Origin of the sequence: Bacillus sp. PS237, from assembly GCF_037963345.1 — a bacterium.
Lineage (GTDB): Bacteria > Bacillota > Bacilli > Bacillales > Bacillaceae > Bacillus > Bacillus subtilis.
Map to the genome: position 1 here is coordinate 1,986,265 of NZ_CP150156.1, position 26,213 is coordinate 2,012,477.

Here is a 26,213-nt window from a genome sequence, read left to right on the forward strand (position 1 = left end):
CATTAGTGAAAACTGAGCATATCAGCGATCTCTTGCAGGGCGTCCTCGGTCAGTTCTTGATCATCAAAATCACTGATCGTCTTTTCTGTTTCGCTTTTGTTCTGGCAGTGTTCGATCAGCTGTAATAAAAATTGACGGCATGTTTCGCTAAGCTGTTCGATGGTTTTGCGCTGAAAGCGGGCATTGTCATAAGTCATATTGACAGTCAATTTTCCTTCTGCAGCGATTGCGCTGATATCCAGCGACTGTTCACGGTTCCATGTTGTGCTGATATCACCTCCGGCACCCAGCGGAGAGAATGAGAAGGCGTCCTCCTCAGGTACTTCAGCTGTGCGGCCGCTTTCAAATTGACCAAGATAATTAAAGCTGATTTCTGGTGCACCTGTGAAATTGATGTCTTTTTTGCCAGGCGGAGTCAAATATTTGATGACACCGTAGCCGAATCCTTTGTCAGGTACACGTCTCAGTGTATCTTTTGTTGTTTTTAGCACATGAACCATGCTTTCTTCCGAATCTGGCAAGTCTGCGTTCAGTTTAATCAATAACGGATAAATGGCGGTAAACCATCCAATCGTCCGGCTCACATCTATTCCTTTTAATACATCCTCTCGCCCGTGGCCCTCTAATGATAGTTTGAAGGCGGATTGATTGGTCCAATGGCGCAGCGCAAGAATGACAGAAGCGAGCAGCATGTCCTGCGTATCAGTGTTATATGCGCTGTTGGCGTCTTTTAAGAGTGCTGCTGTCTCTTTATCGTTTAAGGTAAACGAAATTGTGGACCGTTGTCCCTCGTGTGCTCTAGTTCCATCGATTTGATCAAAAGGCAATGCCTCTGTTTGATACTCTTCGGCTTCGCGCCAATACTTGAGCTGTTTCATTAGCTGCTGGCTTTCAGCGTAGTCAGAGAGCTTTTTCGCATACGCTTTAAACGAGCTTGTTTTAGGCGGCAGTTTGATATCCTCCCCGCCAGCAGCTTGGCGATACCCTAAAGCCAAATCTTCAAGCAGAACCCGCCATGAGATGCCGTCAACGACGAGGTGATGAGCAGATAAAAATAAGAAATCACCGTCAATTGTGTGGAAAAGACCGGCTTGCAGCAGCGGACCATTCTTCAAATCCATTTTCTGCTGAATATCAAGTACATGGCGCTTGATAAGAGGTTCATACGGTCTATTTCCATCAGTGCCGTCCGGAGCTGACAAATCAATCATCTGAAGGCCGTACAACGCGTCGTCCGAATGACTGAGCGGCCGATTATATTGATCCCACTTTCCTTGTTCATTCTGTGTAAACACCATTCGCAGCGCATCATGATGACACGTTATTGCTTTTAACGTTTTTCGCAGTGCGTCTTCTTGTACAGAGGTGCTTCGATGCAGCATTACGGACTGATTAAAATGGTGTTTTTCTTTTATATCTTGAGAAAGAAACCATTTTTGAACAGGCGACCATTGTACGTCTCCCTCAACCGCAGCTTGGCTGGAACTTGTATCTGAATCACGGATATAAGCTGCCAATTCTTGAATGGTCGGATGGCTAAACAAATCTTTCACTGCCATTTGCTTGCCTATCCGGTGAAGCCGCGCAGATACCTGTAACGCTTTGATTGAATCTCCGCCAAGTTCAAAGAACGAATCAGCTGTTCCGATCTTTTCTGCCCCCAGTACTTCTTTCCATATATCTGCCAGTATTTGTTCCATTTTGCTGGATGGCGGGAGGAATGGACGTTCACCTTCGTGGTTGTATACAGGTTTTGGAAGTGCTCCGCGATCCAGCTTGCCGTTTGGTGACAATGGAAGTGAGTCCAGTTTTTCAATAAACGCAGGGTGCATAAACACCGGCAGCTTGTTTTGTAATTCTGAGCGTACAGCATTTGTGCTCAACCCTGGTTTTGTCACCACATAAGCGCTTAATTCGGTTTGTCCTGACGCTGTTACATGAGCAACTACTGCGGCGTCTTTTACACCCTTTATACACCGGATGACCGATTCAATTTCTTTCGTTTCTACACGGTATCCTCTGATTTTGACTTGATCATCGATTCTTCCGAGATATTCGAGTGTACCGTCGGCCATCCATCTGGCGGCGTCTCCTGTTCGGTACATTCGTGCTTCGGGTTTAAATGGATTCTGCGTGAATGCTCTCTCTGTCAGTTCTGGAAGATTAACGTACCCTCTTGCAAGCCCTGTTCCTGCTATACAAAGCTCTCCCGCAACACCGATTGGCTGAAGCTGATGATTGCTATTTAAAATCAGCACTTGAGTTCCGTCAATCGGCTGGCCGATGCTTACGTATGCCTGCTTTTCCATATGTCTCATGACGGTAGTCGCCACGCTGTTTTCTGTCGGTCCATATTCGTTGGCGAGTTCGGTATGCGGACATATAGCTAAGCTGCGGGCGATCAATTCGCGGTCAGCCGCTTCTCCCGCCAGTGTGACGACTCTAAGCGTCTTTACATCTTCCGGCTGCACTACGTCCAAAAGCGCTCGATATAAAACAGGCACAATAATCATATGTGTAATCCGTTGACGAGACAGCTGATGCTTAATGGCCAGAATATCCTTCGCTTCCTCTTCATGAAGCAAAACGGCTTTTGCACCTGACAAAAGCGGTGTAAACATACTAGTTATAAAGCCGTCAAATGAGAAAGAAAAGAGCTGCAGAATGGTATCTGTCTCGTTGAATGCATAAGCGTTTCGCCGCCACTGAAGAGTGTTAGCAATCCCTTTATGCTCGACCATTACCCCTTTTGGACGGCCCGTCGTTCCTGAAGTATAAATGATATAAGCCAAATGATGGGCAGACGACATTTGCGGCAGCGGCGATTTGTCGTCTTCCTCTACGCTTTCTATCGTCAAGATCTCTCCTTCAAAGTCAGCAAGTACTCCCAGATCCGCTTCATTTATTGTCATCAGCAGTTTCGTTCCGCTGTCGCTGAGGATATAGCGTTTCCGTTCTTTCGGGTATTCAGGATCAATGGGAACGTAACAGCCTCCGGCTTTCCACACACCAAGTATGGATGCTATCATACTGAACGAACGATGCATCATGATGCCTACTGGTGTGTCCGGCTTAACACCTCGGCTGCGCAATGCACGTGCGATTCCATTGGACCACTCGTCAAGCTCCTGATAAGTGAGTGTTTTGTCTCCGCTGACAAGTGCAGAAGCTTTTGGTGTTCGTGCAGCTTGCTGCTCAAACAATTGACTGATTGTTTGAACTCCGTATTGATTCGCTTGCCCGGTGTTAAACTCATTAAGCAGCTGGTGCCGCTCTTCTTGGGTCAGGATGTCGATATGGTTGAGTGTCACCTTCGGGTTTTTGCCGATGATGCTAAGTACATTTGTTAAATGCGATGCCCAGCGTTCAATGGTGGTTTTCTCGAACAATGCGGTTGAATATTCAAAAAGGAAATGAATGTTTCCGTCGCCCTCAGATGCCTGTAGTGTCAAATCGAATTTAGAAACGAGATGAGAAACTTGTGCCGGCTTCATTTGCAAATCATGAAGATGCAATGGCTCGTAATCATTATTTTGAACAACTAACATCGCATCAAACACTGGGTTCCGGCTCATATCTCGTGTCAATTCAAGCTTATCGACAAGCTCTTCGAACGGGTAATTCTGGTGCTCAAAGGCTTCCAATGCTGTCTCACGCACTTCCTGCAAATACTGTACGAATGGCTTCCCGCCCTCCGGGCGCGTCCGAAGCGCCAGCGTGTTCACAAACATGCCGAGTATCGGCTCAAGATCCTTGTGCGGCCGGCCGGCGATTGGCGAGCCGACGATGATATCTTCCTGTCCGCTTAAGCGTGACAAGAACGCGGTGTAAGCCGCAAGGAGCACCATGTACAGTGTGCTTCCGTTTTCTCGTGCCAGCTTGTGAAGGCCTGATGCAACCTCTGGTTCCAGCGTAAATGAGACCTTGTCACCCGCGAAGCTTCGCACCGGCGGGCGGGCATGATCAGCGGGGAGATCCAGCACAGGCAGCTCGCCCTCGAGCTGCTTCAGCCAGTACGCCTCCTGCATTTTGTACGCGTCTCCTGTTTTGAATCCTTCTTGCCATACGGCATAATCTTTATATTGAATGCGCAGCGCCGGAAGCTTCCGATTATTGTACAGCTCGCCGAATTCTTGAATCAGAATGTTGACGGAAACACCGTCTGAAATGATGTGATGCATATCAACCAGCAATAGGTGCCGCTCATCTGATACCTTTACGATTTGGGCACGGAACAGCGGCGCTTGGCTGAGATCAAACGGTTTGATAAATGCGGCTGCGGCCTCCTGTTCGGTTCGTGCGCCGAGAACTGTAGTCTGTAACGTAAACGGCACCTCGTCATGGATGCGCTGCACCGGATCGCCTCCTTCGTCCTGTTCGAAGGAGGTTCGAAGCGACTCGTGGCGCTTGATCAGCTCTTGGAAAGCTCTGTCCATCCTTTCAGGGTTGAGCTTCCCTTCGAGCTCTAACACAGCCGGCATATTGTAGCCTGTCCCTCCGTCCTCCAGCTGCTGAAGGACATAAATCCGCTTTTGGGCAGAGGAAACCGGATAGGTTTCCTGTTTTTCAGCGGGCTTAATCGCTTCATATGGACTGTCCGTTCCTTCACGGATAACGGTAGCCAGTCCTTCTACCGTCGGATGGGCAAACACATCTTTTAGCGGCACCTGTACATCGAATTCTTTGGTGATCCGTGAGACAAGCGCCGTTGCTTTTAAGGAATGTCCCCCGCGGTCAAAAAAGTTGTCGTGAATCCCGACAGGGCCATTTTTCAGCACGTCCTCCCACAGCTGAGAAAGCTTCATCTCAGTCACGTTTCTCGGCGCCGTGTAGGTCTCCGCATCTGCCGCTCCGCCAGGAGCTGGCAGGGCGTTTCGGTCGAGCTTTCCGCTTGGCGTAACCGGCCACTGTTCCATCTCTATCATATAGGCTGGGACCATGTAGCCCGGCAACAGTCTCTCAAGCTGCGCTCGGACTTCGTTTCTTTGGAGCCCTTCTACATAAGCGCATAATTCCGGCTCCCCGCTGTCTGTCCGTACGGTAACGGCCGCCTCTCTTACACCTTCTATACTTCTTAGTGCCGCTTCAATTTCTCCCGGCTCAATCCGGTAGCCGCGGATTTTCACCTGATCATCCGTGCGCCCGAGGAATTCAACATTCCCGTCAGGGAGCCAGCGCGCCACATCCCCGGTTTTGTACATGCGTTCACCCGGGTAAAACGGGTCTTCAAGAAAACGCTCCTCCGTTAATGCCGGCCGATTCAAATAACCTCTGGCAACACCCGCTCCGGCTATGTACAGTTCGCCGATACATCCAACAGGCAGCATCCGCTGATTCTGATTCAGGAGATATAATCTGACATGATGAACAGGTTTTCCAATTGGGATCCGTTCAAGTTTTTCATGCGGCGGACAATCAAAGAATGCAGCTTCTACGGTTGCTTCCGTTGGCCCATAGGAATTGGTTATTGAAACATTTGGAAGCAACTCGTAAAATCGGGAGACAAGATGGGTCCCCAGCTGTTCTCCCCCAGAAAACACTCGCTTGAGTCTGTTTGTCTTAATCGGTACAGAGCGATATTTTATATGTTCTAAAAATGCATGGAGCATTGAAGGCACAAAATGCATAGCTGTGATCTTTTGTTCTTCTATGGCCTTCGCGATCACTTCAGGTTCTTTTTCGCCTCCCTGAGGAAGCAGATAAACAGAAGCTCCGGCATAAGGCCACCAAAACAGCTCCCATATTGAAGCATCGAATGAATATGATGTTTTGTGCATAATCATATCTGAATGCTTTAGCTGATAGCGGGACTGTAGGGAATTCAAAAAATTCACCGCTGATCGATGTTCAATTTCAACACCCTTAGGCATCCCGGTAGAGCCGGATGTATAGATGACATAGGCTAAAGATTGCGGGAGAACATCCACATTCGGATTGGACAAACGATGTGCCAGTCCGCTATTTGTCTGATTGAGATAGACAATCTCTCCTGTAAATTCCGGAACATGAAGGCCGGCAGACTGAAGCAGGAGAATGTTTGTACCGCTGTCCTCCAGCAGAAAGCTGATTCGTTCTTCCGGATAATCCGGGTCGATGGGCAGATAAGCGCCGCCAGCTTTAAGAATGCCATAAATGCCAAGCAGCATTTCAGGTGAACGCTTTCCTATAATGGCAACAGTCGTTTCGGGTTTTACCCCCCGTCCGATCAGCTCCCAGGCGATACGGTTAGCCTGTTCGTTCAATTCTTTATAGGTCATCACTCCATCTTCGAAGATAACGGCCGCCTGATCAGGCGTTTTTTCTGCCTGCTGTTCGAGTGCATAGTGGAGCGTTTGATTCATTGAATAGCCCGTCTCCTCAAACAGATGGCATGATTCAATGAAATCTCGCTCTTCTTCTTTTGTTAAGATTGGAATATTGTCCAATTCTGTTTCAGGACTGGCAGCTGTATGTTCCACAAGCGTGGTGAAAAGGCTGGCCCACCTTTGGATGGTTTCTTTCTCAAACAAAGCTGTACTGTATTCAAACTGACAGAAAAGCTCGGAATCATGCTCTGTAACGTATAGGGAAATATCAAATTTTGATATTGGGTGCTCCAAGTCGTTCCACTGAAGCTGTACATCATTCATTTTTAGCTTTTGCTGTTCCATATTCTGAAGGACTAGCGTTGTGTCAAACAAAGGATTCCGGCTCATTTCCCGCTGCACACCGAGTTTGTCCACAAGCTCTTCAAACGGGTAATCCTGATGCTCATACGCTTCTAGTGCCGTCTGTCTGACTTCTTTCAGAAATTCCTCAAATGTCTTATTACCCGCCGGGCGTGTGCGGAGAGCCAATGTATTGACGAACATCCCAAGAACAGCTTCAAGGTCGGCATGGGGCCGTCCGGCGATAGGTGAACCAATCACGATATCATCCTGACCGCTTAACCGAGACAAAAAGGCTGAATACAAAGCGAGAAGCGTCATATAAAGCGTGCTTCTGTTTTTATGGGCGAGCCGCTTTATGCGGGCCGTGATCTCTTTGTCCAATTGAAAGGTTACTTTCCCGCCTATGAATTGCCGTTCTGCCGGACGTCGTTTATCTGTTGGAAGCTCCAGTATAGGAAGGTCCCCGCTAAACTGCTGCTGCCAGTAAGTCTCCTGCTTTTGGTACGAGTCTCCCTTTTTAAATTTCTGTTGCCATACGGCGTAATCTTTATATTGGATCCGCAATGGCTTAAGCTGCCGGTTTGCATAAAGATCGGTAAATTCTCGGATTAGGAGCTGAACGGATACGCCATCTGAAATGATATGGTGCATATCCACCAGCAATACATGCTTCTCGTTTGACACTTCTATAAGGCCTGCTCTAAATAATGGCGCCTGGCTGAGATCAAAGGGACGGACAAATCCCTCGATAGTGGTCTCTTTACTTAACGTAAACGGCACTTCGGTGTGGATACGCTGAACCGGCTCGTCATCAGCTCCGGATACAAAGGAAGTTCGAAGCGGCTCATGCCGATTGATCAGTTCTTTACATACAGCAGACAGTTTGGCGACATCCAGTGCACCTTCCAGTTCTAAGACCGCAGGCATGTTATAGGCGACACCCTCATCAAGCTGTTGAAGCACATACATTCGTTTTTGGGCCGAAGATACAGGATATGTATCCCTTTCTTCTGCTGGTTCAATTGCTGCATACGGATTTTGTTCTGCCTCTCGAATGATTGAAGCTAATCCTTCAACAGTCGGATGGGCAAAGATGTCCTTTAGCGGAACTTGCACATGAAACTCCTTAGCGATCCGTGACATAAGCACTGTTGCTTTTAACGAGTGGCCGCCATGGTCAAAAAAGTTGTCTTGGATGCCTATATGGCCATTATTCAGTACATCTTCAAATAGTTGTGAAAGCTTTGCCTCTAACAGATTTCGAGGGGCGGTATATGGGTTTCCGCTGATTGAAGCATCTGGCTCCGGAAGTGCTGCGCGATCTACTTTTCCGTTTGGGGTAAGAGGTATGCTGTCAACCCATATCCATTTCGCCGGAATCATGTATTCTGGGAGCTCACTAGCCATATAACTGCGTAAATCTATTGCGTTCAGCTTTTGTACACTGCAATAGTAAGCGCATAATTCATGTTCACCGTTTTGATCTTGCCAGATGAGAATGGCAGCCTCACTAATGTCCGGATGATTCATTAGCGTGACTTCGATTTCTTGCGGCTCAATTCGATAACCTCTGATTTTCACTTGATTGTCTGCCCGTCCGATATATTCGATGTTGCCGTCTTCAAGCCGTCTGGCCAAATCACCTGTCCGGTACATGATCACATCAGGCTTGAATGGATCGGATGAAAATTTGTCGCTTGTCAGTTTATCGTGATTGACATATCCTCTGGCAACACTTGCGCCGGAAATATAGAGTTCGCCTGGTACGCCGCATGGCTGAAGCTGTTTTTGATGATTCAAAATATATAGATCAGTACAGCCTATCGGTTTACCGATTGGCGGAAGCTCAGGAATAGGGTCTCCAGGATGAATGGTATACGTAGATACCACATGAGTTTCTGAAGGTCCGTAATGATTGTGCAGGTGTATGCCGCGTTTACGCAACACATCTTGGAAAAGGTCTGAAATCATTAATTGTTCCCCGGCTGCGATCAGGTGTTTGACGCCATCAGGAAACGAGTTCGCAAGTTCTCGCTCGCTGAAAATCATTTTGATAAAAGCAGTTGGGAGAAACACAATATTCGTCTGATGCTTGTTTATAAATGCAAACAGCTGAGGCACATCTCTTTTTATGGCTTCTGGCACGATGTGCAGTGTGCCGCCTTTCAGAAGCGCAGAAAAAATTTCTTGATAGCAGACGTCGAAGGAAGGCGTCGCAAATTGCAGAACATCTGCTTCAAAGTCAATGCCGGAGTGAGTATATTCGAATTTCAGCAAGTTAGCCATGTTTCGATGCTCAAATTGAACACCCTTTGGTTTACCTGTTGTGCCTGATGTATAAATCATATACAGCAGATCGTCAGCATTGTTGACTGACTTTATGTTACTGCCGTCTACTTTGCTTTCGATATCTTCTGGATGAGTGATAATGTAATTGTCTTCTAACGATGAGGAAAGATGCGCTTGTGAAACAACATGCGAACAGCCGCAATCATGCAGAATATAACGGATTCTGTCAGCCGGGTAATGCGGATCAACCGGAACAATGGCGCCGCCTGCCTTTAAGATACCAAGAACACCTGTGATAAACGCCGCTGAGCGTTCCATCATAATCGCAACGGGTTCCTGTCTCACAACGCCTTTCATTCGTAAATGCCGTGCCAATCTGTTAGCCGCTTTATTCAGTTCTCTGTATGTTAATGAGCAGGCTTGATCAATTACAGCATAAGCATCTGGTGTCTTTTCCGCTTGCTTTTCAAACATGGCATGGATGGTTTCGTAAACTGGTGTTTGATCTGTGATTTCTCCAATCAGCTGCCGCTTTTCAGTATCTGTCGTGATATCGATTTCTTCAGGTGGAAGATTCGGATTATTTAAGATTTGTGATACAGCATTCAGAAGATGCTCTTTGACAGAGAGCACAAAAGACCGATCGTGCTGCTCCGCATCATAGTTCATTTTGATATGAATTTCTTCCCCTGGCGCCACCATAAGATAAAAGCTGTAGTTGGTTTCATCTGCGACAGTGAAATTATGAATCTGAAAAAGATCAGAAGCATGTTCCTGTTTGTTCAGCATTTGAATCTCTTGCTGCACCGGATAGTTTTCAAATACGAGAATATGATCAATCAGCCCTTGTTTAACAGCTGAGCGGGATTGAATCTCATATAAAGGGTGGTAGCTGTACGCTTCAGCGGCAAGACGGTCTTTTTGCATATCTTTTATAAGTTGAAGAAATGGCGTTTTTGCCCCCTGCACCCGAACCGGCATCGTATTAATGAAAAGACCTACCATATGTTCAATGCCTTCGATTTCTGCGGGTCTTCCTGAAATGACAGAACCGAATACGGCGTCATCGTTATTATTATATTTTTGTAGCAGAATGCCCCAAATGGTATGAAAAATCGTACTGAGTGTCACTTCTTCTCTTGCAGCAAGCTCTGAAAGCCTGCTGCTTTCTTCCTTAGAGAATGAAAATGTAACGTGTTCCTGCCTGCTTTTTCCCTTTGTTTTTTTCTGCTTCGGGAGCACGGTTTGCTGTTCGTGGCCGGAAAGATAATGGTCCCAATAAGAAACCGCCTGCTCTTTGTCTTGCTCCATCAGCCATTTGATATACTTTCCGTATGGCTGGACCGGCTCCAATGTTATAGGGGATGCATTTACATAAGATGCGTAAATATGCAGAAACTCCTTTAGCACAATGCTGAGGCACCAACCGTCCATCATGATGTGATGAAAGGTCCAAATACAAGTGTACTGGCTCTCTCCTGTTTGAATCAGAGCGATGCGCATGAGCACATCCTTTTGCAAATGAAACCCCCGGTCCCGGTCCTTTTCTTTCCATTGCTCGATAAACTGTGATTGCTCCGCCTCGTTTAAATGAGTAATGTCTTCTTCCAGTACGATGACATTTCGTTCTCTCAGAACAACCTGCTGGGGGGAGGAAACATTTTGGCTGATAAAAATCGTTCTGAAAATATCATGTCTTTCTACAAGAGCGTTGATGCTGTTATGAAAAAACTGCGGGTTGACTTTTCCTTCTATTGTAAAAGAAGCTTGCTCAACATACGCCTGTGAATCTTTTTGCAGGAGGGAATGGAAAAGCATCCCTTCCTGCATGTAAGACAGCGGATAAATATCCTGAATTGAATTCGCTTTTGTCATGTTCATGTCTCCTGTCACGATTTTCTACAATTCTTCCACCAAGCTGGTTATGCTGTCCAAGTCCTCTGCCGTTAATGATTGACTGCTGAAATCGCTCAGTGTCTTTTCTGCTTTCTGTTGACCGGCGCAGTGTTTCATAATGTCCAGCAAAAAGTGTTCAATCCTGTTAATAAGCTGTTCCATTGTGTTTCTGTGAAAGCGGGCTGGCGGATAACTAAGATTGAAATGGAGCTTTTTGTCTGCTGCCATTGCACTCATCTCGATGATTTGCTCGCGCTTCCATGTATGAGTGATATCCTTTCCGCTACCAAGGCTTGATGGGCGGAAGGTGTCCTGTCTTTCGATGTCGTTGAACTGGCCCAAATAGTTAAAGCTGATTTCAGGTGTTTTTGAAAACGTAATGCTTTTATTTTCAGGGTGTGTAAGGTATTTCAGCATACCGTAACCTACCCCTTTGTTTGGTATCCGGCCCAGTGTATCTTTAACGGTTTTTACTGAGGTTCCGAGCTCATCCCTATGATTTTCAAAGCTTATGAGGGCCGGGTACATGGATGTAAACCAGCCGACCGTCCTGCTTATATCTAACTCTGGCAGAATGTGTTCTCTCCCGTGTCCTTCCATAGCGATACGGAGCTTGCTTCCTCCTGTCCATTCACAAATCGCCAAGGATGCTGCGGTTAACAGAATATCTTGTGTATCTGTGCCATAGGCGTGATTGACGTTTTGCAGCAAGACGGCGGTGTCTGCTTCAGTCAGTGAAAAGCTTAATGAGTCCCTTTTGCTGAAGTCGATGTTCACATGATGCGGTATTTCATAGGGCAGTTCTGCGGCTTGCTGTTCTTCTACACTTCGCCAATACGCCTCTTCGCGAATCAGCTTACTGCTTTGGGCATATTCCTGTATGCGTCTTGCGTATTCCTGGTAGGAATCCGTTTTAGGCGGAAGCTGGATCGTCTGGCCTGCAGCAGCTTGTTGATATCCGGCTGACAAATCCTCCAGCAAAATCCGCCATGAGACACCATCAACGACAAGGTGATGGATCGCAAGGAACAAGTAATCTCCGGTCAGTGTTTTAAACAAAGCGGCGTGCAACAATGGTCCTTCCTGCAAATTGATGCTTTGCTGAAGATCGGCAACTTCTTGTTTGATTTTCGTCTCCCAGCCGCTTTCTGACTGTGAAAGATCAGAGATTCTTAAGCTGTATAGCTGTGACTCATGAATGCCTTGGTTGATTTGAATCCATCGCCTGTCATCGTTGCGATAAACCATCCGAAGCGCATCATGATGCTCCGCCAGTTTTTTCAAGGCTGGTCTAAGGGCGTTTTCAGACAAACGTCCAGAATGGAATAGCATGACAGACTGATTGAAATGGTGTCTTTCTTCAATATCTTGTGAAAAAAACCATTGCTGAACAGGCGTCCAAGGAACGTCACCCTGAATGGGTCCTTGCTCTATGATTCTCTCTGACTTACGGATAAATGGTGATAAGTCCTTTATCTTTGGATGACGGAATAAATCACTTACCTGCAAGCTTAGTCCATAGCGCCCAAGGCGTGCAGAAACTTGAAGGGCTTTGATTGAATCTCCGCCCAATTCAAAAAACGAATCCTCTATTCCGATCCTCTGGATGCCTAGAACCTCCTGCCAGATCAATGCCAGCTGCTCTTCAAGTTCGTTGCGTGGCGGGATGTATGTTTGTTTAGATGCGACATCTGGTTCAGGCAGTGCTTTCCGGTTCAATTTGCCGTTTGATGTGAGCGGAAGAGTCTCCATTTCAATGATATACGCCGGGATCATATAGTTTGGCAGCGAACGCGCGAGAAGAGAACGCACTTGTTCAGCATTCGTGCCTGCTTTTACGCTGATATAGCCAAACAGCTCTTTGCTCCCGGTCTGGGCTGTACGTGCTAACACTGCGGCTTCTTTGACCCCGTCTATTTGACGAAGTGCTGTTTCGATTTCACCCAGCTCCACCCGATAGCCTCTGACTTTTACTTGATCATCAATACGGCCAACGTACTCAATTGTGCCATCGGAAAGCCAGCGCGCCAGATCACCTGTGCGATACAGTCGATCGCCAGGTGCAAATGGATGTGGGACAAATTTCTCTTTCGTTAAATCAGGACGGCCCAAATATCCTCTGGCGACGCCATCTCCGCCGACACAAAGTTCACCGACAGCTCCGACCGGCTGCAGCACTCCCCATTGATTTAAGATAAAAGCGGTGGAATTACCAACCGGCCGCCCGATCGGAATGGAAAGTTCATATGTTTTTTGAATGTGAAGGCATGTCGAAAAAGTTGTATTTTCGGTAGGGCCATATCCATTCCATATAGATACTTCAGGGCAGACATTTCTGATTCGATTGACGTGGCTCGGCGACAAAGCTTCTCCGCCAATAATCAAATGTTTCAGCTGTGAAAATGTTTGTTCATTTTGCTCTGTCAAATGATTGAATAGAGAAGATGTCAGCCAAATCGTTGTGATTCCTTGATGTTCTATGTACCTCTTAAGCTGATGGGAATCGAGAAATGTTTGTTGATCGGACAGATGCAAAGCGGCACCATTTAGCAGCGGTCCGAAAATTTCAAATGACCCAACGTCGAAACCGATTGATGATGTCATCAGAAGGCGGTCTTCAGGTGTAAATGTAATATAATTGCTGTTTTTAACAAGACGAATTACACTTCGCTGCTCAATCATGACACCCTTTGGTTTACCGGTTGATCCAGAGGTATAAATGATATATGCAAGTGAATGGGGCCCTGCTGAAGATTCAACGTTCTTCGCCTCTCCTTGCTTTTGAATATCTTCGATTATGATTTGTTCACATTCAATGCCTAATAGCCGTTTTTCTGTTTTTTCAGATTGAAGGAGTAATGCTGCCCTGCTGTCAGACAGCATATAAGCTATGCGTTCAACAGGCAGATTAGAATCGATAGGCAGATAGGCTCCCCCGGCTTTTAGAATGCCCAGCATTCCTGCAATGAGTTCTGGTGTTCTGCCTGTCAACAAGGCTACAACACTATCAGGCCCTACGCCCTTTATCTGTAGAACTGAGGCAATTTGATTTGCCCAGCTGTTCAGGTCCTCGTAAGTGAATACTTGGGTGTCGCTGACAATTGCTACAGCATTAGGTGTTTGTTCTGCCTGCATTTCAAAGAGTCTGCTGATGGTTTCATTTCTTGGATAATCTATTTTTGTACGATTGAGCTCGTGGATAAGGTAATGGGCCTCATCCTCATTCAGGATATTTATTGTTCCGAGAGCGGCTTTGTTGTCTTTGATGATGGAGAGTAACATATTGTTGAAGTATTGAAGCCACTTTTCTATCGTTTTTTTCTTATATAAGTCAGTACTAAACTCCATTTGGAACGTCAGCAAACCGCGGGGCTGTTCCTGGGCATATAGGGTTAAATCAAATTTGGACGTTTGATGCCCATTGTTTGCTGCAGGTTTGAGACAAAGTTCATCCAGCTCCAACGATTCCTGATCCATATTTTGAAGAACAAACATTACGTCAAACAGCGGATTTCTGCTCATATCTCGTGTCAATTCAAGCTTATCAACAAGCTCTTCGAACGGGTAATCTTGGTGCTCAAAGGCTTCCATTGCTGTCTCGCGCACTTCCTGCAAGTACTGTACAAACGGCTTCCCGCCCTCCGGGCGCGTCCGAAGCGCCAGCGTGTTCACAAACATGCCGAGTATCGGCTCAAGATCCTTGTGCGGCCGGCCGGCAATTGGCGAGCCGACGATGATATCTTCCTGTCCGCTTAAGCGTGACAAGAACGCGGTGTAAGCTGCAAGGAGCACCATGTACAGTGTGCTTCCGTTTTCTCGTGCCAGCTTGTAAAGGCCTGATGTAACCTCTTGATCCAGCGTAAATGAGACCTTGTCACCCGCGAAGCTTCGCATCGGCGGGCGGGCATGATCAGCCGGAAGATCCAGCACAGGCAGCTCGCCCTCGAGCTGCTTCAGCCAGTACGCCCCCTGCGTTTTGTACGCGTCTCCTGTTTTGAATCCTTCTTGCCATACGGCATAATCTTTATATTGAATGCGCAGTGCCGGAAGCTTCCGATTATTGTACAGTTCGCCGAATTCCCGAATCAGAATGTTGACGGAAACACCGTCTGAAATGATGTGATGCATATCAACCAGCAACAGGTGCCGCTCATCTGATACCTTTACGATTTGGGCACGGAACAGCGGCGCTTGGCTGAGATCAAACGGTTTGATAAATGCGGCTGCGGCCTCCTCTTCGGTTCGTGCGCCGAGAACTGTAGTCTGTAACGTAAACGGCACCTCGTCATGGATGCGCTGCACCGGGTCGCCTCCTGCGTCCTGTTCGAAGGCGGTCCGAAGCGACTCGTGGCGCTTGATCAGCTCTTTGAAAGCTCTGTCCATCCTTTCAAGGTTGAGCTTCCCTTCGAGCTCTAACACAGCCGGCATATTGTAGCCTGTCCCTCCGTCCTCCAGCTGCTGAAGGACATAAATCCGCTTTTGGGCAGAGGAAACCGGATAGGTTTCCTGTTTTTCAGCGGGCTTAATCGCTTCATATGGACTGTCCGTTCCTTCACGGATAACGGTAGCCAGTCCTTCTACCGTCGGATGGGCAAACACATCTTTTAGCGGCACCTGTACATCGAATTCTTTGGCGATCCGTGAGACAAGCGCCGTTGCTTTTAAGGAATGTCCCCCGCGGTCAAAAAAGTTGTCGTGAATCCCGACAGGGCCATTTTTCAGCACGTCCTCCCACAGCTGAGAAAGCTTCATCTCAGTCACGTTTCTCGGCGCCGTGTAGGTCTCCGCATCTGCCGCTCCGCCAGGAGCTGGCAGGGCGTTTCGGTCGAGCTTTCCGCTTGGTGTAACCGGCCACTGTTCCATTTCTATCATATAGGCTGGGACCATGTAGCCCGGCAACAGTCTCTGAAGCTGTGCACGCACTTCGTTTCTTTGGAGCCCTTCTACATAAGCGCATAATTCCGGCTCGCCGCTGTCTGTCCGTACGGTAACGGCCGCCTCCCTTACGCCTTCTATGCTTCTTAGTGCCGCTTCAATCTCTCCCGGCTCAATCCGGTAGCCGCGGATTTTCACCTGATCATCCGTGCGCCCGAGGAATTCAACATTCCCGTCAGGGAGCCAGCGCGCCACATCCCCGGTTTTGTACATGCGTTCCCCCAGGTAAAACGGGTCTTCAAGAAAACGCTCCTCCGTTAATGCCGGCCGATTCAAATAACCTCTGGCAACACCCGCTCCGGCAATGTATAGTTCGCCGGCGACACCGGAAGGCTGTACGGCTAAATGCGGATCTAAAACATACAAACGCGCACCAGGTACGGGCTTCCCAATCGGAATCCGCAAACGGTCTCTGTCCCGTTCTGGATCTAACACGTAAAATGCCGCGTCTACCGTGGCTTCTGTCGGCCCGTAGCCATGGATTAATGATACCTGCGGCAATACAGAAGCAAAACGGGCTGCCGTACGCGGCGCAAGCGGTTCACCTCCGGCGAATACACGCTTTAGGCTTGTCCTGTCACTCAGCCTTTCGATTTCCGCTTGATCGAGAAAGCTGTTCAGCATAGCCGGAATAAAATGAGCCGTTGTCACGTTTTCCTGATGAATGGCTTGTACGATCAATGCGGAGTCTTTTTCCCAGCCGGGCGGAAGCAGATACGCCGAAGCACCGGAAAGAGCCCACCAAAACAGCTGCCACACAGACGCATCAAAGGAAAAAGAGGTTTTCACCATGACAATGTCATCTTCCGAAAGCCGAAACTGGTGCTGCATGCCGGTCAGAAAGGAAACAGCCTGGCGGTGCTCAACGGCCACTCCTTTCGGCTGCCCGGTAGAGCCCGATGTATAGATGACATAGGCGAGAGATCCGTCGCTAACAGAAGCAGACACATGACGTTTTACTTCTTCACACTCAAGAGATGTCATGTCCACTTCAAGCGTTTCGCCAGAAAAGTTTGGTGCGGAGCATCCCGGCTGTGTCAGCAAGAGCGATGCCCCGCTGTCTTTCAGCATGTAGCTCAGCCGCTCCTTTGGATACGCAGGATCAAGCGGCAAATACGCCCCTCCGGCCTTCAATACAGCAAGGACAGCGATCAGCATGTCAGGTGAGCGTTCAGACAGGACACCGACGATACTTTCGTTTGTGACGCCGCGTGCCGCAAGGTGCGCAGCCAGCCGGCTGGCGTACATATCAAGCTCAGCGTATGTCAGCGAACCGCCTGAAAAGCGAATGGCCAGCCGCTCCGGTGTGACTGCCGCCTGTCGTTCAAACAGCCCATGCAGGGTTGGGGCTTCAGGTGAAACAGATACTGTCCTGTTATTTTGAGAAACGATTTTCCGTGTTTTGTCCTCATCTAGCAACGTCATCTTTGACACAGGAAGAGATGGATCAGAGATGACGTCAGAGACCATGTGCAGCAAATAATCTTTTATTTCGGACATCATGCTTGGTTGATAAGCGCTGGTCTGAAAATGAATCCGAACGTACAAGGTACGGCCTGGGATCACTTTGACACTGCAACTATAATTGGTCACCTCTTCCATCTCAAAATCTTTGACGGAGAAATCAAATGACCCCGCTTGATTCAGCTCTTCGATCTCTTGCTGGGTAGGTGTATTTTCAAAGACGATAATATGATCGATCAACTCTTGCTTTAGAGCACTCTGCGCCTGAATATCATACAAGGGAAAGTAACTATAGGCTTCTGCCTCATTCATGTCCTTTTGCATTCTCCTGACTAGGTCAGAAAAAGACAGAGAATCACTTTGGGCTCGAATAGGAATGGTATTGATAAAAAGCCCGACCATGTTTTCCACATCTTTTAGCTCAGAAGGTCTGCCTGATATAACTGAACCGAACACAGCATCGCTGCTGCGATTGACCTTTTGAAGCATAATCCCCCATAAAGCTTGGAAAACAGTGTTTAGTGTCGCACCAGAAGCTGCTGCGATTTTCTGTAATTCGGCGGTTTCTTTTTCGGGAATGGCAAACGTGATCTGCTGTAGTGTCCCATTCGGAATTTGATCTGTTCTTTTCGGCAGGGGTGTAGATTTTTCGAAATGCTGAAGCCTCTTTTTCCAGTACTCAGCTGCTTCTTCACGATCTTGCTGCATCAGCCATTTAATATACGTCCCGTACGGCTGTACGGGAGGCAAATCAGGAAGCTGGCCTTTACCCAGCGCTTGATAAATATGGAGAAAGTCTTTAATGACGATGCCTAAACACCAGCCATCCATTAAAATATGATGGTGGCTCCAGATACAGACATAATGATCAGGCGCCCATTTTAAAATAGATATTCTCATCAGTACATCCGTTTGGAGATCAAAGCCTTTGGATTTGTCCTGCTCTTTGAATGCCTCGGTACAATGTTCTTTATCCCTTTCATTGAGATGGGAAATATCTTCAATATGAATAGGGCAATGACGTTGCTTGAGCACGACTTGACGAGGTTTGGCTACATTTTTATAGATGAATGCTGTTCGAAAGATATCGTACCTGTCAAAAACAGCATCCATACTTTTTTGGAAACGCTCCAAGTCAAGCTGTCCATGGATCGTAAAAGAAGCCTGTTCAAAATAAGCTCTCGACTGTTCATCATACAGTGAGTGAAAAAGCATCCCTTCCTGCATAAATGACAAAGGGTATATATCCTGTATTTCAGGTTGCTGCGGCATCAGTGAATCTCCTCTCCTATAGTTTGTTGACGGCTCCCATGATCTCACTCAATTCATCAAGCGTTAAGTCTTCATCAGTGAAATCAGATGCGCTCCACTCTTGGTTTTCTTTGCCGGTACAATGCTCAATGATGTTTTCCAGAGTCTGTTTAAAATGCCTGGAAAATGTTTGGATTGTTTTTTCCTCAAATTGAAACCTGTTATAGATGATGTGCATGTTCAGGCACCCCGAAGAAACGGCGCCGCTGATATCCAGTGCATAAGGACGCTCCCAGTTCGGGCTGATCTCATTTCCTGGCTTGATGTCAGACACCTCAAAGGCATTTGATTGAATATCCTGATCAAACTGGCCTAAATAATTAAAGCTGATTTCTGGGCTGTTTTTCTGAGAGCCCCATCTTTTGCTGATATATTTCAGCACGCCGTAGCCCGCGCCTTTATGCGGTATACGGTGCAGCATATCTTTTGTCTGTTTAATAAGGTGGCCCAGCCGCTCTTCTTTGTCCTTATGATCGGAATCTCTCATATCAAGCCACACAGGATAAATGGAGGTGAACCAGCCAACAGTTCTGCTAATATCGATGTCCTCAAGATATGATTCCCTTCCATGGCCCTCCATGCTGATTTTAAATTGGTTATTTCCCGTCCATTTCTGCAAAGCAAGACCTAAAGCTGTCAGAAGGATATCATTCATCTCCGTGCTGTAAGCTTTATGTGCAGCCGTTAATAGTAATTCTGTGTGATGGCGAGATAGCTCAAAATCAATCACTTCTGTATCTTTGAATGTGTTAGATGCTGCGTCATTGTCTTTTGGAATAGGCTGGATGTGACGGTTCTCGCACTCATCCCAGTACGCTGCTTCGCGCTGCACCTGGCGGCTTATAGAGTAGTCAGCTATTCTTTGTGAATACGTTAAATATGAATCTGTTTTTTGCGGCAGTTTAATAGATTCTCCTGAGACTGCCTGTTTGTAAGCTGTTGAAAAATCCTCAAACAAAATGCGCCAAGAAACCGCATCAACAACTAAGTGATGAATCGTTAGAAATAAATGGTCACCATTCTCGGTTCTAAACAATCCAGCGTGAAGTAAGGGGCCGGTTTCCAAACGAATATGTTCTTGCATCCGGCTGGCTGCTTCCTCAATCGTGTTCCGGGCTTCTGTTAGGCTATCCTTTACATCAAACAGTTCAAGTGCATATAGCTCCTCATCTGAAAGATCTATCCCTCTGTTTATCTGCACTTGCCTGCCATCTTCATGCCGGCATACGATTCTCAGTGCATCATGATGAGTCACAAGGCTTTTTAGTACTTTTCTAAGCGCAGCCTCATCAAATCGTTCAGCCCGGTAGATCATAACGGATTGGTTAAAATGATGGCTTTCCAGAGATTGCGAGAAAAACCACTGCTGGATAGGTGTCCAAGTAATCTCGCCTTCGACCGGGCCTTGGTCAATGGCGCGTACGTCTTTTCGAACCCGGGCGGACAGTTCACCAAGAGTCTGATGTTCAAACATCTCACGTACTGTCGTTTCAAATCCGCGCTGCTTCAGTCTGGCACAAACCTGCAGCGCTTTAATAGAGTCTCCGCCAAGCTTAAAGAAATTGGCGCTTACACCCAGCTCATCTACATTAAGAAGCTCTTCCCAAATTTCAGCCATCACCGTTTCAATCTCATTTCTAGGACTGATATCATCAGCTGTATAAGCTTGTTTTTCAGGCTCTGGCAGGGCTTTCTGATCGAGCTTTCCATTAACAGTCACCGGGATGCTGTCAATTTGTATCATACGGGCAGGCAGCATAAAGTCAGGCAAGGCGTTTTTTAGGTAAGTTCGGATGTCTGATATATTCGCAGCCTGTTGATCTTTTATCACCATATATGCATATATAGCTGTTTGCCCTTGCTCGTCTGCTCTGGTAATGACAGCCGCCTCTTTAATCATTGGATACTGAAGAAGTGCCGCTTGGATTTCGCCTAACTCAATACGGTGCCCTCTGACTTTCACCTGCTCATCAATGCGGCCTAAGTATTCCAGCTCGCCATTTGACAGGCGCTTAGCAAGATCTCCTGTTCGGTATAATCTGTCTCCCGGAAGATAAGGATTGGATACAAAACGGTCAGCGGTCAGCTCATCTCTGTTGAGATATCCCCGTGCCACACCTTCGCCGCCTATATACAGCTCCCCTGGAACTCCGGTCGGCTGCAGGTTCATATGGGCATCCATCACATGAGCCTGCAGAGTAGAAAGAGGCCGGCCGATATTGCTTTTATTTTTTGCAATGTCAGCTGAGGACAATTTTTTGAATGTTACATGGACCGTTGTTTCTGTAATACCGTACATATTAATCAAATCAGTATGAGGATATTTTTCATTCCAGCTTTGAAGCAATCCGGGCTGTAAGGCTTCGCCGCCAAAAATCACATAGCGGATGTTTAAATGATCTGTATGATTTTGGTCTTCAAGCATCAAGCCGTAAAAAGCAGTCGGGGTCTGATTGAGTACAGTGACGCGCTCTTTTTTTAACAATAATCGGAATGCTTGGGGGTCACGGGCTGTTTCTTTAGAGACCACGACTAATGTACTTCCGTTCAATAACGCACCGAACATCTCCCATACAGAGAAATCAAAGCAATAAGAATGAAATAACGTCCAGACGTCTTCATGGTTAAATTCAAAAGGCAGGTTTTGATGCTTCAAGAGACTGATCACATTGCGGTGCTCGACAATGACTCCCTTTGGCTGACCAGTCGTTCCAGATGTGTATATCACGTATGCGGGCTGATCCGTTACTATTTCTTCAATGTTTACATCAGCCGGAATTGAGTTGTTTTCACATTCATCGATATACAAAATATGCCCGGTGTAGTCTGCAGGTTTGTTTAGACCGCGCTCTGTCAGCAGCAGTTTTGCTCCGCTGTCATTGAGCATAAAGCTAATACGCTCCTTGGGATATTCAGGATCAATCGGCAAATAGGCCCCGCCAGCTTTTAAAATCGATAAAACGCCAATGATCATATCAGGTGACCGATCGAGCATCAGACCGACGATATCGCCAGTTCTGACCCCTTGTTTGATCAGCATAGCAGCTGCCCGCTCGGCTTTTTCATTCAGGTCTCGATACGTAAGCTGAGAATGGCCGCACACCACTGCGATATGCTCCGGATACTGAGCTACTTGCTTTTCAAATAAGCTTACTATGTTTTCATTTCTCGGATAAGCTGCATACTGCCCCATTTTTTCAAGGAGTAACCTACGCTCTGCAGCAGGAAGCAATTGCATGTTCGAAATTCTCATCTCAGTATCCGCCGTTACCCCTTTTACCAATTCAATAAAATAGGATGCCCACTGCGTAATGGTTTCTTCTTCAAAAAGAGCAGTGCTGTATTCAAAACGGCAGCGTATTCCACTCAGATGCTCCTCAGCATGTAATGTTAAATCGAATTTAGATATATCATGTTTAGGAGTGACAGACGAAATCGACAGACCAGGCACTTCGAACCGGAAATCTTCACTGCTTTGAAGCACAAGCATCGCATCGAACAGCGGGTTGCGATTTACCTCTCGATTTGTATCGAGCTTATCTGCCAGCTCCTCAAAAGGATAATCCTGATGCTCGTAAGCGGTCAGAGCCAGGTGGCGAATGTCATGCAAATAGGAGCTGAACGTTTTGTGGCCCTCGGGCTTGCTGCGCATCGCCAATGTATTGACGAACATTCCGATGACGCGCTCCAGATCAGCGTGCGGTCTTCCGGCAGCAGGCGAACCGACAACAATATCCTCTTGCCCGCTTAGCTTAGATAACAAAATAGAATAGACAGCCAGAAGAATCATATACAATGTTGTTCCCGTTTCAGCCATTAAACGGTGCAGTTCATCAGCCATGTCTTTATCAATGTTGACTTCAATTGTTCCACCCCTGAAATCAGGGAGACGCGGCCTTGTTTTATCAAGCGGTAATTCTAGTGTAGGAAGACTCCCGCCAAGCTGACCGAGCCAGTAGGCCTCCTGTTTTTTGTATAGCTCTTTCGGGTGCTTCTCTTGCTGCCAAACAGCAAAATCCTTATAATGCAGGTTTAAAGCTGGCAACTCTTTTCCGCAATATAAGTCAGTAAATTCTTGGACAAGAGTGCTCATCGAGACACCGTCGGCAATAATATGGTGCATATCGAGCAGCAAAAAGCCGCGATTATTGCCCATTGTAATGACACATGCTCTAAAAAGCGGACCGGATGATAGATAAAACGGTTTGATAAAGGTCTCGATTGCAGACTCAAGCATTTGTTCTGATTCCATTTCAAGCTCTTTTAGATCAAAAGCCATCTCTGGATAAATGATCTGCACAGGCTCGTCTCTGTCAAGCACAAAAACAGTCCGTAATGCTTCATGCCGATTCACAAGTTCTGTGAGAACGCTTCTCAACCGCTGGCGATTCAGATTTCCGCGTAATTCAAGTACAGCTGGCATGTTGTAGCCTGTGCTGTCATCTGCCAGCTGATGAAGAGCATATAATCGTTTTTGCGAGAAAGACAGCGGATAGACATCTCTTTGATCCGCAGGTTCAATCTGTGTAAAAGCGTGTTCTTTTAAGCTCATCAATTTGACCGCCATGCTTTCAACCGTCGGATAAGAAAACACCTCACTGAGCGGCAGCTCGACATTAAGCTTTTTATGTATTCTTGATACCAGTGCGGCCGCTTTTAAGGACTGTCCGCCTAACTGAAAGAAATCATCACGAATGCCGATGTGCTGTTTATTCAGCACATCTTCCCAAATATGTGCGAGATCAGCTTCGATTAAGGTTCGGGGCGCCATATATGTGACACTCGTATTGTTTTCTGGTTCAGGAAGCGCAAACCTGTCAAGCTTGCCGCTGGATGTTAATGGCATCTGGCTGATGTTGATAATACTTGCTGGGATCATATAGGACGGCAATGTCCCGGCAAGATGCTGATACAAATCTGGGAGGCTGTTTCCCTTTTCCGGAACGATATAAGCAACGAGCTCCTTTTCCTCAGCAGAAACATCACGGGCCAGTACCGCTGCTTCTTTTACCCCCGGTGCTTGTCGAAGAACTGTTTCAATCTCTCTCAGTTCAATACGATAACCCCTAATTTTCACTTGATCATCAAAACGTCCAATATATTCAATCGTTCCATCAGGCAAAAAGCGGCCTGCATCACCTGTTCGGTATAAACGCTCCCCTTCAAGGAATGGATGATCGGAGAATGCTTTCTGTGTCAGCTCTTGCTGTTTGTAGTATCCTCTCGCAAGACCCGCGCCGGAAATACACAGTTCACCCGCCGCGCCGATCGGCTGCATTTGATTTCCGTGCAAAACAAATACTTTTGTGTTTCTGATCGGGTGTCCGATCGTGATCCTCTCTTTTTTATTCAGATGCCGCAATATTGTTGTTGCCACACTGTTTTCTGTGGGCCCGTATTCATTTGCCAGTTCAGCAGAAGGACAAATTATTTGATTCAACTCAAGCAGATCAGGCGTGACCGCTTCACCCGCAAATGTCACAATACGAAGACTTTTTGCATCGTCAGCAGTCATCACTTCCAATAACACCCTGTACAGGGAAGGAACAATGATCATGTGGCTGACCTTATAACGGGCTATTTTTCGCTTAAGGGCCAGCACATCCTTCGCTTCGTCATCTGTTGTCAGCAGTACGCACGCACCAGATAAAAGCGGGGTAAATAAGCTCGTTACACAGCCGTCAAACACGTACGAAAACAAATGGAGGGATATATCCTGTTCGGTCATGCTATACTCTTCCCGTCTCCATTGCAATGTATTGGCAATACCGTGATGATCAACTAAAACCCCTTTAGGGCGCCCCGTCGTTCCCGACGTATAGATCAAGTAGGCTAGATCACCTGGCGGCATATTTGGCGCTTCTGTTTGGTAACTTTCTGTATGTTCTATCGTTATCGTATTTCCTTCATAGGACGGAGGGATCAAGGAAATAAGGTCTTCTTCTATCAGCAATTGAGCCGCTTGACTGTCCTTCAGAAGAAAAGAAAGACGTTCTGCTGGAAAATGTGGATCAAGCGGCATATAAGCGCCGCCTGCTTTCCAAATCCCAAGCAGAGCTGCAGGCATTTCCATTGACCGGCCCATCATTACAGCAACGATATCCCCAGATCCAACGCCTTTTTCTATCAGGGCGTGCGCAATCTGATTGGCTCTTACTTGTAACTGGCGATAGGTCCAGCACTCGTTTCCCATTTTCAATGCAGCAGCTTCAGGTGTTTTGTGAGCTTGTTCCTCAAACAATTGGGGTATCGTTTTGTTCACATAAGGACGCTCAGTTTCGTTAAACAATTGGATAACCTGTTGCTCCTCCGGCGGCACGATATTGATGTCACTGACGGCAACATCGGGATTTGTCAAAATGCAATCCAGTGCTTGCTTTAGATGCCCCTGAATCCTCAGCATCTCCTCCCGCTCGTAAACGTCTGCGTTGTAGCTGAATTTGATATAAAATGATTCTCCCGGAACGATAACGATATTAAAGTCGTAATTGGTTTGTTCCGACATTGAAATGTCACTCAGCTTCAGAGCGCCTTCGTCATTTTCACTCTCCACGCTTAATGCCTGATGAAGCTGTACAGGGTAATTTTCAAAAACAAAAATATGATCGATCAACCCTTGCTTCAATGGACTATGGTTTTGAATCTCATAAAGCGGATAATACCCATGCTGTTCAGATGATAAAATATCCTCCTGCACGGCTTTGACCAGCGAAGAAAATGTTATGCCTTCCGCAGATCGGATTCGCACTGGAACAGTATTGATAAACAAACCGACCATTGATTCAATCCCGTCAATCGCTGACGGGCGTCCCGAAATGACGGAGCCAAAAACGGCATCATCTGCAGCATTATATCGATGGAGCAGCACGCCCCAAATACTCATAAACAGCGTGTTTAATGTCACTCCCCAGTTTTGGGCAGCCTCTGTCAGTTTCTCAACCATATCCGGCGCTAATGAAAAGCTGACCTGGTCGGCTTTATAATTCCCGTCTGCCGTGCGGCGCTTTATTCGGGGAATAGAAGCAGTATTGCCGTACTCCTTCAAATATTCGCTCCAGTAGGCAGCAGTCTCTTCTTGATCTTGTTCTCCGAGCCATTCAATATAACGGCTGTACGGCACCGTGCTGCCAAGCTGTACAGGTGAGTTATTTTTGAGCGAATCATACATGCTGAAAAACTCTTTAAGAATAATGCCGAGACACCACCCATCCATGATGATATGGTGATGTGTCCAGACACATGTATATTGGCTGTCTCCTCTATCAAAAAGGGCAAGACGCATTAAAGGATCTTTTTGCAAATCAAATCCTTTTTCCCGATCCTTAGTCATAAAAGCATCAATCAGCGTCTGCTGTTCTTGATCAGCCAGGCGAGAAATATCTTCTCTATATACTGTCAATTCACGGTTTGATAGAACTACCTGCTGCGGACCTGTAAGATCTGGTACTTCTTTAATGAAAATCGTTCTGAAAATATCATATCTAGAAACAAGAAGGTTTAAGCTCTTTTGAAACGAGTCGACGCATAGATTCCCTGTGATCGTAAACGAGGTCTGTTCGATATATGCTTTCGAGCTGAAATCCATTAGTGAATGAAACAGCATTCCTTCCTGCATGTGCGATAACGGATAAATATCTTGAATTTGTGCCGATTGTGCCATCAATTCCA

3 protein-coding genes are annotated in these 26,213 nt (G+C 46.8%); all 3 read right to left on the bottom strand.

The genetic code is table 11. The features are described 5' to 3' along the window. Positions 1-2 precede the first annotated feature (2 nt). From ppsD to ppsB, 3 genes are read right to left on the bottom strand one after another with little or no spacing between them, the layout of a single operon-like run. The gene (ppsD, locus tag NST22_RS10095; RefSeq protein WP_110109396.1) at positions 3-10,814 is read right to left on the bottom strand and encodes a plipastatin non-ribosomal peptide synthetase PpsD; all 10,812 of its coding nucleotides are present in this window, start codon (positions 10,812-10,814) and stop codon (positions 3-5) included. A gap of 24 nt (positions 10,815-10,838) precedes the next feature. Next, entirely contained in the window at positions 10,839-18,506 is a 7,668-nt protein-coding gene (gene ppsC / locus NST22_RS10100; RefSeq protein WP_048217643.1) for a plipastatin non-ribosomal peptide synthetase PpsC, read from the bottom strand. Between the two features lie 16 nt (positions 18,507-18,522). Next, on the bottom strand, positions 18,523-26,205 hold the full coding sequence (gene ppsB, locus NST22_RS10105) for a plipastatin non-ribosomal peptide synthetase PpsB (RefSeq protein WP_019712401.1): 7,683 nt from the start codon (positions 26,203-26,205) through the stop codon (positions 18,523-18,525). Between the last annotated feature and the right edge of the window lie 8 nt (positions 26,206-26,213).

Bases quoted from the DNA above. Each gene is read 5' to 3' on its own strand.
- ppsD (WP_110109396.1), bottom strand. From the start codon at position 10,814: ATGACAAAAGCGAATTCAATTCAGGATATTTATCCGCTGTCTTACATG.
- ppsC (WP_048217643.1), bottom strand. From the start codon at position 18,506: ATGCCGCAGCAACCTGAAATACAGGATATATACCCTTTGTCATTTATG.
- ppsB (WP_019712401.1), bottom strand. From the start codon at position 26,205: ATGGCACAATCGGCACAAATTCAAGATATTTATCCGTTATCGCACATG.